11 protein-coding genes, 1 rRNA gene and 1 riboswitch are annotated in these 12381 nt (G+C 29.5%); of the genes, 9 read left to right on the forward strand and 3 right to left on the reverse strand.

All coding sequences use genetic code 11. The features are described from left to right. Window positions 1–5 precede the first annotated feature (5 nt). Window positions 6–1136, forward strand: coding sequence for a M20 metallopeptidase family protein (locus K0040_RS12520; protein ID WP_228109123.1), 1131 nt, complete (start codon window positions 6–8; stop codon window positions 1134–1136). A gap of 111 nt (window positions 1137–1247) precedes the next feature. On the opposite strand, the gene K0040_RS12525 is transcribed toward K0040_RS12520, so the two are convergent. Continuing rightward, entirely contained in the window at window positions 1248–1754 is a 507-nt protein-coding gene (locus K0040_RS12525; RefSeq protein ID WP_228109124.1) for a spore coat protein, read from the reverse strand. A gap of 139 nt (window positions 1755–1893) precedes the next feature. On the opposite strand from K0040_RS12525, the gene K0040_RS12530 reads away from it, so the two are divergent. The 6 genes from K0040_RS12530 to K0040_RS12555 all read left to right on the forward strand — a co-directional run bounded on the left by K0040_RS12530 (window position 1894) and on the right by K0040_RS12555 (window position 8871). Beyond that, entirely contained in the window at window positions 1894–3558 is a 1665-nt protein-coding gene (locus K0040_RS12530) for a ribonuclease J (protein WP_228109125.1), read from the forward strand. A 244-nt stretch (window positions 3559–3802) separates the two neighbouring features. Next, window positions 3803–4000 (forward strand): hypothetical protein, encoded by a 198-nt coding sequence (locus K0040_RS12535; RefSeq protein ID WP_228109126.1) that lies wholly within the window; start codon window positions 3803–3805, stop codon window positions 3998–4000. Window positions 4001–4349: 349 nt separating this feature from the next. After that, a complete protein-coding gene (locus K0040_RS12540) occupies window positions 4350–5855 on the forward strand; it encodes a DUF1846 domain-containing protein (protein ID WP_228109127.1) in 1506 nt (501 codons plus the stop codon). Between the two features lie 85 nt (window positions 5856–5940). Next, window positions 5941–7038: a DNA polymerase IV gene (dinB, locus tag K0040_RS12545; RefSeq protein WP_228109128.1), complete on the forward strand. Its 1098-nt coding sequence runs from the start codon at window positions 5941–5943 to the stop codon at window positions 7036–7038. Window positions 7039–7139: 101 nt separating this feature from the next. Next, the gene (locus K0040_RS12550; protein ID WP_228109129.1) at window positions 7140–8033 is read left to right on the forward strand and encodes a cation diffusion facilitator family transporter; all 894 of its coding nucleotides are present in this window, start codon (window positions 7140–7142) and stop codon (window positions 8031–8033) included. Between the two features lie 69 nt (window positions 8034–8102). Next, a riboswitch (cobalamin riboswitch) is annotated at window positions 8103–8292 on the forward strand. A 141-nt stretch (window positions 8293–8433) separates the two neighbouring features. After that, entirely contained in the window at window positions 8434–8871 is a 438-nt protein-coding gene (locus tag K0040_RS12555) for a SoxR reducing system RseC family protein (protein WP_228109130.1), read from the forward strand. Between the two features lie 98 nt (window positions 8872–8969). On the opposite strand, the gene K0040_RS12560 is transcribed toward K0040_RS12555, so the two are convergent. Further along, window positions 8970–9452, reverse strand: a complete 483-nt coding sequence (locus K0040_RS12560; RefSeq protein ID WP_074919777.1) for a threonine/serine exporter family protein — start codon at window positions 9450–9452, stop codon at window positions 8970–8972. Between the two features lie 4 nt (window positions 9453–9456). Continuing rightward, window positions 9457–10239 (reverse strand): threonine/serine exporter family protein, encoded by a 783-nt coding sequence (locus tag K0040_RS12565; RefSeq protein WP_074919776.1) that lies wholly within the window; start codon window positions 10237–10239, stop codon window positions 9457–9459. A gap of 301 nt (window positions 10240–10540) precedes the next feature. Here K0040_RS12565 and K0040_RS12570 point away from each other — a divergent pair, with 301 nt between their 5' ends. Beyond that, complete coding sequence (locus K0040_RS12570; protein ID WP_228109131.1) at window positions 10541–11917, forward strand: transporter permease; 1377 nt, start codon at window positions 10541–10543, stop codon at window positions 11915–11917. 401 nt (window positions 11918–12318) lie between these two features. After that, window positions 12319–12381 (forward strand): 16S ribosomal RNA (locus tag K0040_RS12575); the annotation flags it as partial.

Genomic DNA, 12381 nt, shown 5'->3' on the forward strand with positions numbered 1-12381 from the left:
ATAATATGGATTTTCAAGACGTGATTAATAAAGTAAACAATTTGAATGATTGGATAGTTAAAATTAGAAGAGACATACATGAAACACCCGAACTTGCCATGGAGGAGTATATAACTAAAGAAAAAATAAAAAAATATTTAGATGAAATAGGAATTGAATATAAAGAGTTTGAAAGCCATAGAGGAATAATAGCTTATATAATAAAAAATCCAGCTTATAAAACTATTGCTATAAGAGCTGATATAGATGCACTACCAATAAGTGAAAAAAATAATAAACTATATAAATCAAAACATGAGGGAATTATGCATGCCTGTGGACATGATGCTCATACTGCTATGCTTATAGGAGCTTGTAAAGTTTTATATGAAATGAGAGAAGAGTTAGAAGTAAATGTTAAATTTTTTTTTCAAGGAGCAGAAGAACGATTTGGTGGAGCAAAATATTTAATAAATGATAGTTGTTTAGAAAACCCTAAGGTAGATTATATGTTTGGATTACATGTGCAGGCAAATGTAGAGAGGGGATTTATTGAATGTAGGGAAGGAACTTTAAATGCTAGCTCCAGCAGTTTAAAGATAAGGATAAAAGGTAAAAGGGCTCACGGGGCATATCCTGAAAATGGAACAGATGCCTTAGTTTGTGCAGCTCAGGTTATAACATCTTTGCAAAGTATAATAAGTAGAAATATTTCTCCTTCTTCTATGGCAGTATTAACATTAGGTAAAATATCTGGAGGAGAAGCTCAAAATGTTATATGTGAAGATGTGGAAATTAGTGGAACTATCAGAGCTTTAAACGAGAAAAGTAAAAAGTTTATAGTAGATAGAGCAAAAAACATAGTAGAAAATACAGCAAAGGCCTATGAATGCGAAGGTGATTTATATATGGAAAACCAGGGTTATCCGCCAGTTATAAATGATAAAGAATTAGTGGATATTATAAAACTTAATACAGAAATACTACTGGGAAAAGAATCATATAAGGAAAAAAGGTATCCTGTTATGGGAGCTGAAGATTTTTCCTTTTACACGGAAAATTGTAAAGGAGTATTTTTTCATTTAGGTTGTGGAAGTAAAGAAAAAAACATAAATAGTTTAATTCATACAGACACATTTGATATTGATGAGGGTTGATTAACTATAGGTAGCGCTATGCATGTATTAAATGTGCTTTATTTTAATAAATAGTTATAAATATAGCCATATTAAACTTGTTTAATATGGCATTTTAATTTCAAATAGATATTAAAAATAAATAATATTATTGTACATTCCTTTCTTAATCATATAATTATTTATATATTTTAGATTTTCTGATTTTTCTTCAATTATGTATTTTAAAATATTTTCCAATTCAGTTTTTTCAAATTCTAAGCTAGATGCGCTACATGTTGAATGAAGAAGTTCCTCTGTTGTTAAGGCATCAAAACATATAATTTTATCACCCTCTTCATAACTATGATTTTCATCTAAAGATGTTAAGGTAATATTACCTATATTTATATAATCATTAGAATTACTTTCATAATATGGATGAATATTTTCTTTGTTTATTTGGGGAACTTTTCCTTGTAATATTTCATCAATCATATTTAAATGTTTCTCTTCTATTTTAACTAAATTGGAAAATAGGCTCTTTAGAGAGTCATCTTGAGCTTGTAAAGTATAGTCCTTATATTTATCTATTACTAATTGTTGTTGATACTTTTCACCTTCTAGTAAAAATCTTTCTTTGCTAGTTAAATTTGCCACTAAATCACCTCCATATATATTTTTACTTTAAAAATATATATTATTCAGATATTGCAAATAATAAGAAGAACATAGAATATGATAAAGATAATTTTTTACTTAAAATAAATTAATTTAGACTATGAAAAGGAGAATAGACATGAGAAAAAGAAGATGTGTCAAAGTAATTCCAATTGGAGGATTAGGAGAAATAGGCAAAAACATAACAGCCATAGAATATGAAGATGAAATAATCGTTATAGATTGTGGTATATCATTCCCAGATGAAGATATGTATGGAGTAGATTTAGTAATTCCAGATGTGACATATTTAATAGACAACAAAGAAAAAGTTAAAGGTTTATTTTTAACTCATGGACATGAGGATCATATTGGGGCTATTCCTTATATACTAAAACAAATTAATATGCCTATTTATGGAACTAGACTTACTTTAGGATTAGTTAAAAATAAATTGGAAGAGCACAAGATGGAAGACATGGTAACAGTTCATCCTGTGGAAAGTGGAGATACAGTAGATCTTGATAAAATTAAAGTAGAATTTATTCAGGCTACTCACTCCATAGCAGATGCCTGCTCTTTAGCTATAACAACTCCTTTAGGAGTAATTGTTCATACTGGAGATTTTAAAATTGATTACACACCAATAGATGGAAGACTTATGGATTTAAATAGATTTTCAACTCTTGGTAAAAAAGGAGTTTTATTACTATTAGCTGATAGTACAAATATAGAAAGAGCAGGTCATTCATTATCGGAAAAAACCATAGGAGAAACTTTAAATAGAATATTTTCAGGAGCCAAAGGAAGGGTTATTGTAGCCACATTTGCATCAAATATTCATAGAATGCAACAAATTGCTAATGCCTCTATAAAAGAAAATAGAAAAATTATTTTTAGTGGAAGAAGTATGGAGAATGTATCAAGAGTAGCAATTGAACTAGGTTATTTAAATATACCAGAAGAATCATTGATTGATATAGATGATATGAATAGATATCCAGATGAAAACATAACTATAATAACTACTGGTAGCCAAGGAGAAGCAGGGGCAGGACTTTCAAGAATTGCTTTTGGTAGTCATAGAAAAATAGAAATTCATCAAGATGATTTATTTATAATCTCAGCTTCCCCAATTCCAGGTAATGATAAGATAATTTCTAGGGTAATAAACCAACTTTTTAGAAAAGGTGTAGAAGTTATTTATGAAGATTTAGAAGATATTCATGTATCTGGGCATGCTTATCAAGAGGAATTAAAATTAATTCATACTCTAGTAAAGCCAAAATATTTTATGCCTGTACATGGTGAATATAGACATTTAAAGCATCACGCTGACTTAGCAAAAAAACTTGGTATGGACTCTGAAAATATTTTTACATTAGAAACAGGTCAAGTATTAGAAATCACATCTAAAGGAGCTTCTGCAACAGAGAGAGTTCACACAGGAATATTATATGTGGATGGTCTTGGTGTTGGAGATGTGGGCAACATTGTTTTAAGAGATAGAAGAAATCTTGCTAGAGATGGAATGGTTATTGTGGTAGTTGCCATAGATAAAACAAATTATGAAATAGCTTCTGGACCAGATATAATTACTAGAGGATTTATATATGTGAGAGAGTCAGAAGATTTAATAAGAGAAATGAAAAATTTATCTAGAGAAAAAATTGAAGAATGTTTATCAAATGAAATTATTGAATGGCAAGTACTAAAATCAAGTGTAAAGAAATCTGTGGAACAATTACTTTATGATAAAACAAAGAGAAAGCCTAGTGTATTTCCCATAATTATGGAAATATAGAAGGAATAAATAATCCCACTAGTGGCAGTAGTTATTTTATAGCAGTCATACTGCTGACTATAATTATAAGTTTATTTGTAAATGTAATCCTGTGTTACAAGTTTAAAAATATGAAAATGGTAAAGTATCTGAAACTTATAGATTAAAAATATTTTTTTTATAAAAAGTAATGTCAAAAACACACCTACCTTCATAGTATATCTTAGATAACAAATTTATTTAATATCAACAAGGGGGTAATGTAATGTTAGATAGATTCTTTGGTGGATGTGAAGGCGGATTTTTCGGAGCTGGTTGGTGGATAATAATATTATTCTTCTTATTCTTAGCATTCCAAGACTGCTGGTCAGAAATAGATATTTGTGCTTGGATACCATTCTTAATACTATTATTAATAGTTTGTGCATGTGGATTTGGAGAAGACGACTGCGGATGCTGCTAATAACAATATTATAGTTTAATTTATAATAACCTATTTGGATTTTCCAAATAGGTTATTTTTTTTTATAAAAAAGTATTGACTAAGAAAAAATATTATCATATAATAGAACTCCACCATTAAAAAAGTGGTGAATTTATGCACCTATTTTTCACTAAAAACTAATAAAAACAAACAAAATAAAAATCAATAAATTCAGGCCTTAAAGATAGAAAAATATCACTATCTTTTATTTCTATTTAAAAAATCCGAAAAATTATTAAAAACTTCTTGAAAAAAAATACTAATATGGTATATAATAATGCCTTAGTGAAAAATAATAAGTGAAAAAATAATTTTTGAGAGGTGCATAATGAAAATTGGATTTGACCATGAAAAATATCTAAAAGAACAGTCTAAATATATCCTAGAAAGAGTAGAAAAATTTGATAAACTATACTTAGAGTTTGGCGGAAAACTAATGGGAGATTTACATGCAAAAAGAATACTTCCAGGGTTTGATGAGAACGCTAAAATCAAGGTTTTACAAAACATAAAAGATCAAGTAGAAGTTGTAATATGTGTTTATGCAGGTGATATAGAGCGTAACAAAGTAAGGGGAGATTACGGAATAACTTACGATATGGAAGTTCTAAGACTTATAGATGACCTAAGAGGTTATAACTTAGATGTAAATAGTGTAGTTATTACTAGATTTGAAGGACAACCTGCAACAACAGTATTTATAAATAAATTAGAAAGACGTGGAATAAAAGTTTATAAACATGCTCCGACTAAAGGATACCCATCAGATGTAAACACTATAGTAAGTGATGAAGGGTACGGAGCTAATCCATATATAGAAACAACAAAACCAATAGTAGTAGTAACTGCTCCAGGACCAAACAGTGGTAAGCTTGGGACTTGTCTAAGTCAGTTATATCATGAAAATAAAAGAGGAAATTCAGTTGGGTATTCAAAATTTGAAACATTCCCAGTTTGGAACTTACCATTAAATCATCCAGTAAACATAGCCTATGAAGCAGCTACTGTAGATTTAAAAGATGTTAACATGATAGATTCATTCCACTTAGATGCCTATGGAGAAAAATCAGTTAACTACAACAGAGATTTAGAATTGTTCCCAGTATTAAAGAAAATAATAGAAAAAATAACTGGAAAAGAATCTATGTTTAAATCACCAACAGATATGGGTGTTAACAGAGTTGGATTTGGTATAGTTGATGACGAAGTAGTTCGTGAAGCATCTACAGATGAAATAATAAGAAGATACTTTAACACTGCTTGTCAATACAAAAAGGGCGAAGTAAACAAAGATGCTTATGATACAATATCTTTAATACTTGAAAAAGTTAATGTTAAACCAGAAGACAGAGTTGTGGTTAATCCAGCTAGAGAATACTCAGAAAAATTAAAATCACAAAGTAATAATCAAGATGTATGCCCTGTGGTTGCTATACAAGTTGAAGATGAAACTATAATAACAGGTAAAGGCTCTGATTTGATGTGTGCATCTGCAGCTGCAGTATTAAATGCAATAAAATACATGGCTAATATCCCAGATGATATGTATTTAATATCACCAGTAATATTAAATCCAATTATAAAATTAAAAACGGAAATACTAGGTGGAAAAAATGTGTCACTTGGCTTAGAAGAAGTTTTATCAGCACTTGCTATATGTGCAGTAACTAATCCAACAGCAGAACTTGCTATGGAAAAATTAGATGAATTAAAAAATATACAAGCTCATTCAACTACAATAATAAGCAAAGATGATGAACAAACATTTAGAAAGTTAGGAATGCATGTAACTTGTGATCCAGACTATCCATCTCAAAACTTATACTATAATTAATAGATACTTAAGGCCATATTGATAATCAATGTGGCCTATTTTACAATGTAGTGAGATTAATTTAAAGAAATAAAGGGTGATAAGTATGAAAAATCAAAGAAAAATAATCCATATAGATATGGATGCATTTTATGCTTCGATTGAACAAAGGGATAATCCAAATTTAAAAGGAAAACCTGTAGTTGTAGGAGGGAATCCTCAAGGTAGAGGTGTAGTTGCAACCTGTTCCTACGAGGCAAGAAAGTATGGAATTCATTCTGCAATGCCATGTAAAACTGCATACAAAAGATGTCCATATGTCATATTTGTAAGACCGAGGTTTGAAGTGTATAAGCAAGTATCATATGAAATAAGAAGGATTTTTCATAAATATACAGATTTAGTAGAACCCTTATCCTTTGATGAAGCTTATTTAGATGTTACAGAAAATAAATTTAATATAAAATATGCCACAGAAGTTGCTCGACTAATAAAAAAAGAAATTTATGAAAAAACTGGATTAACTGCATCTGCCGGAGTATCTTACAATAAGTTTTTAGCTAAATTAGCCTCAGATTATAACAAACCAAATGGACTTACTATTATAAGAGAAGATAATACACAAAGTTTTCTTGATAATCTTCCTATAAGTAAATTTTTCGGAGTAGGAAAGGTAACTCAAAGGGTTCTTCATAATTTAGGGATTAATACAGGATATGACTTGAGACAATTGGACATAAATGAATTGGAATCAATTTTTAAAAATAGAGGATATTTATTTTATCAACTATCAAGGGGTATAGACAATAGACCTGTTGAACCTAATAGAGAAAGAAAGTCCATAGGTGCAGAAACTACTTTGAGCGAGAATTTAGATATAGAAGATGAAAAGTTGATTAATATTTTGGATGAGCTTTGCGAGGAAGTATCTCAAAGAGCAAAAAGTATAAAAAAGATGGGAAGGACTGTAACTTTAAAAATAAAGTATGGAGATTTTAGGCAAATAACTAGAAGTGCTAGCTTAGCTAATCCCATATGTTCTCATGAGAATATTAGAACGAATATCTTTAACTTATTTAAAAATATAGAACATAATCATAAAGATATAAGACTTATAGGAGTAACATTATTAAATTTAATTAATGAAGAAGAAGGAACAAATATAACCTTGTTTGAATATATTGATAATAGAAAAACTGAATAATATTTTATTAATCCATGGACATAGTCCATGGATTTTTGAGTATATAGGATAATGATAAATATTATTAACTATTAATGTAATTCAAAGTTGGAGGGAGATTTATGGAAAGTCAAATTGATTATGATAATAATGCAAATTACAAAAAAGTTAAATTTGTTTTATGGATAATTTTGTTTGCTAACTTAGGTGTAGCTATAACAAAAATAGTGGTGGGGTATTTAATAAATAGTGCTAGTTTAAGTACAGATGGAGTTCATTCTTTATCTGATGGATTATCTAATGTGGTTGGCTTGATTGGAATTACTATAGCTAGTATACCAGTTGATAAAGAACATCCCTATGGTCATAAGAAATCTGAAATAATTGCTAGTTTGTTTATTGGAGGTATGCTTTTATTTTTAGGTTTGAAAACTTTATTTGCTGGATTTAGCCGATTTATAAATCCAAGCGAGCTAAATATAACATTAATAAGTTTAATTTCGTTAATATTAACTATTTGTATAAATATTTTTGTTACCATATATGAAAGAAGAAAAGGTGAAGAATACAAAAGTTTTATATTGATATCTGATTCTATTCATACTAAAAGTGATATTTTTATATCTGTAGGTGTTTTAGTATCATTAATAGGAATTAAATTAGGTTTACCTCAAATTACAGATCCTATTATATCCATATTTATATCTTTATTTATACTAAAAGCATCTTATGAAATTTTCAAAGAATCTATTGGTATACTATTGGACAAAGCAGTTGTAGGAGAAGAAAAAATTACTGAAATATTAAATTCTTTTGATGAGATAAAAAATATTCATAAAATAAGAAGTAGAGGCAGTGCAAATGATATTTATATTGATATGCATATTATGATTGATGCAAATACAACTACTGAAGAAGCTCATAGTCTTTCTCACAATATAGAAAGAGAGATTAAACATGAAATTAATCCAAATTGCCAGGTTATAATTCATGTGGAACCTTATTATAAAAAGTAAAACCTATTGTAGAAAAAAACATTATATTTTATAATTAAAGAGCATAGTAAAATATGCATTTAACTAGAGAATGAGTATATTATTCAAGGTGCCAAATGGCTTAAAAGGGAATGTGGTGAAAATCCACAGCAGCCCCCGCTACTGTGATAATGACGAAAACTTAGAGCTTTGGAGAGCTTTAACTCCACTGGTAAAATGGGAAGGAGAAGTTAGTAGGATGATTTTAAGTCAGGAGACCTGCCTAAAAGTACATGATCTTTCGGGTGTGAGAGAAATACTGTAATATGGGTTATTAATAAATAGGTATTAACGGAACATATTATAGATAAAAAATTAAGTTTTTTTATGAAGAGTAATAACTTATTCTCTAGTTCAGGTTCTATATAAAGGGGATGAAATCATGAATCAACAGGGATTTGTTATAGACATTATAGATAACAGAACTGCAAAAATGATAATGCAACGTCATTCGGCTTGTGCATCTTGTGGCAAGTGCAGTAAATTATCGTCAGAATGTCAAGACTTAGTAGTAGAAGTAGATAACTCTATAGGAGCCAAAAAAGGAGATCGTGTAGAAGTTAGTATGGAAAGTGTACAGGTGCTTAAGGCTACAATGCTTGCCTACTTAGTTCCTTTAATATTTTTACTTGCAGGAACAATATTAACATATTATATATTGGATTTAATTAAATTTTTAGGGCCTATTGAAGTTATAAGTGGAGTAGTTGGTTTAATTTGTACTGGTATATCTTATTTATTACTAAGAAAAAATGATGACAAATTTAAGCAAAGTAGACAGTATATACCTAGAATAACTAAAATAATAGAAGGAAAATAAAGTTATTTATAATAAAAAAGAAGCATTTGTTATTAAATGCTTCTTTTTTATTACTTTTACTATAAAGTTTATTGTACTTTAATTTTATATACTAAAAACTATTTTATAAGCTTTTTTAACTGTAGTTTTTTATTGTTGATTTTAAAAAGTATTATATAATAAGTTTTAACCATAGATGTAATTAATAGTACACCCATTGCAATTGAAGCACTTACAAATAAAGCATTAGTACCAATTGATATGGCATCTGTATATCTTCCTTCAACTAAAGATAACATGGTATTGTAAAGTCCTAATCCTGGTATTAAAGGTAAGATACCTGGTATAACAAATATAATAGCAGGATACTTCATTTTTCTGGCTAATATTTCGCTAAGAAGAGAAATTAATGCAGCAGCAAGAAAGTTTGCCAAAATAGCATTTCCAGAAAAATTAAATAATATAATATAAACTGTCCATCCTATACCACCAATAGTTCCTGCTGGAACTAAAGATTTTATAGGAGAATTGAAGAATATTGAAAATCCTACAGTAGCTAAAAATGAGAAAAAGAAATTCTCTAATAAATTAAGTAAACTCATCTAACTAACCTCCAAACCTAACAGCTAAGTCAAGGACAACACCAACACCAACAGCTATGGCTGCAGCAATTAAACATGACTCAACTATTCTTGATATACCAGCAATTAAATTACCAGAAATTAAATCCCTTAGCCCTTTGATAAAGGAAACACCAGGTAAAAGTGGCATGATAGAACCAACCACTAGTGAGGTAGAATTCACAATAATACCATATTGAACTAATAAATTACCAAAAACAGCTATGGAGAAGGAACTTATTAGTGTTGCAAAAAAAGGTATTTGGTTTAGTTTTAGTGTTTTGTTATAAATAATAACTCCTATGGTAGCTATAAGTAATGTAAGTACAAAATCTAAAACACTAGTACCACCTATTAAGTATGCAAATGATGCGGAAGCCATTGCAGTACCAATGAAATAAACAAATTGGTTATAATCTCTTACTGCATCAACTTCTCTTAACCTACCAATAGCTTCCAGTGGATCAAGATCTTCATTCTGAACAAAATCTCTAGATATATCATTTAATCTATCTATTTTGGTAAGGTTAATAGTTCTTTTGGAGATAGTCTTCATAAATGTAAGACCATCAAATTTTTCGTCTGATATTATTACACAAGTTGGTGTAGTAAAAACATTGACATGTTTGAATCCTCTTGATTTACAAACTCTTAGGACACTATCTTCAACTCTAGCAGTTTCTGCACCGTTAATAAGCATTTGCTCTCCCAATAGTAAGGCAAATCGAAGGATTTCTTTTTTATAGCTAACTTGAAATTCCCTTTTCATAAAGTCCCCCTATTAAATAATGATAAAAAGATTATAACAAAAATAATTTAAAATAGTCATATCATTTGTATTTTTATTTTAAAATTTTACGTCAATCATAAATTATATTCTGAGATATATGAAATATTCCTCTTTTTCAGTGTTAAATTGTATGTTTTTAAATAATAAACAACAAATTTATTTATACAATATGACGAAAATTAAAGACTTATATAAATAAGTGAATGAATATGCTAAGAACACTTTGTTTTGATAAAACATATAATATTATTATCTTATCGTGGAAAAGGGGAAATTTATTATGGTTTTGACAGGCGCGCATTACATCTACATCATTTTCATGGTAATAATCTTGATTACTATGATTCTGAAAAAAGAAAGCGTAGTACCTTGTGTACTGGGCATATTTTTCCTAGGATTATTCTTTACGAAAAACTTTGTAGGAGCACTCAATGGAGTTTTTAATTCATTTGTTGTAGCGCTTAATGAACTGGGAGGAATAATAATAATTATAGGTATTATGGTGGCCCTATCTAAAGCATTAGAAGAAAATCATGCCATAGATTTTATGGTAAAGCCATTTGCAAAAGTAATAAAAAACCCTACAACAGCATTTTTTGTTTCAGGTGTAGCAATGCTATTAATGTCGTGGTTTTTCTGGCCATCTCCAGCCTGTGCATTAATAGGTGCAATATTCCTACCAATAGCAATTCGATCAGGATTACCAGCTATGGGATTAGCTGTGGCTATTAACTTATTTGGCCATGGATTAGCATTGTCTACTGACTTTGTAATTCAGGGGGCTCCAAGTATAACTGCAGGTGCAGCGGGTATACCGGTACAGTCAGTAATTGTGGAAGGTATGCCACTATATTGGACTATGGCAATAGTAACCATAGCAGTAGCTTTTTATATGTTAAGAAGAGATATGAAAAGAGGCATGTTTGATCAAGAGTTAGCAATGGCTAGAGAGTCGGAAGTGGAAATTAAAGACGTTGGACCAAAAGCAAAACTTTCTGTGTTTGTTGTAGCAGTAGCTTTCATATTAGATATAGTAGGAATGTATATGTTTAACTTAAAAGGTGGAGATGCGACAGCTTTACTTGGAGGAACATCAGTAGCACTATTAGTTTTTGTAAATGCATTAAGTAATCCTAAAGAATGTTTAGATAAAGTAGGTCAACATATAATTCATGGATTTGGTTTTGCTATAAGTATTTTTGCGATAATAATACCAATAGCAGCATTCTTCTATTTGGGTGATGCATCAGTAACAACAGTATTTGGAGATGTTTTAGCAAAAGGATCTCAAGGTTTATTATCGGATATTGGTATGGCTTTATCAAATGCGGTGCCATTTAATAAAGTGGCAGCGGCAGGAATTGAAACAATAGTTGGTGGTATCACAGGACTTGATGGGTCTGGATTCTCAGGAATGTCATTGGCAGGTTCCTTAGCTTTAGTATTTGGTAATGCAATTCATGCAAATGTAGCTGTTCTTACAGCGTTGGGTCAAATAGCAGCAATTTGGGTAGGGGGCGGATGTTTAGTTCCTTGGTCACTTGTTGCAGCAGCAGCAATTTGCGGAGTTAGTCCAATAGAATTAGGTAAAAGAAATTTTATACCTATTATGATAGGATTTGTAGTAACAACTATAGTTGCCATATTCTTATTATAACTAAGACTATATTATAAAATATTAAAGACTGCTTGATTTTATCTTGCAGTCTTTTTATGTATATATAAATTTTATAAATATAGGTATTTATAAGGAATAATTATATGGTAAAAACAAATAATAAAAATATAAAAAACATTGACAATATATTTTAATAATGATAAACTTATACTTGTCTTCGAAAAAAGATAAAACACTTAATTATTTAATAATCAACAAATTAAATAAAGTGTTGACAAATAAAAACAACTTTGGTAAGATAAAGAAGTTGAAACAAATAAAGAACTTTGAAAATTAAACAGTAGGTTAACAATAAATTAATTCTTTAAGAATTAAGCTGAAACAACAAACAAACCAAGCCAGATATTCAGATAATGATTAGTCTGAGCGATGGACAACTTTTTTATGAGAGTTTGATCCTGGCTCAGGATGAACGCTGGCGGCGTGCCTAACACATGCAAGTC

The organism is Terrisporobacter petrolearius (genome assembly GCF_020748185.1).
Lineage (GTDB): Bacteria > Bacillota > Clostridia > Peptostreptococcales > Peptostreptococcaceae > Terrisporobacter > Terrisporobacter petrolearius.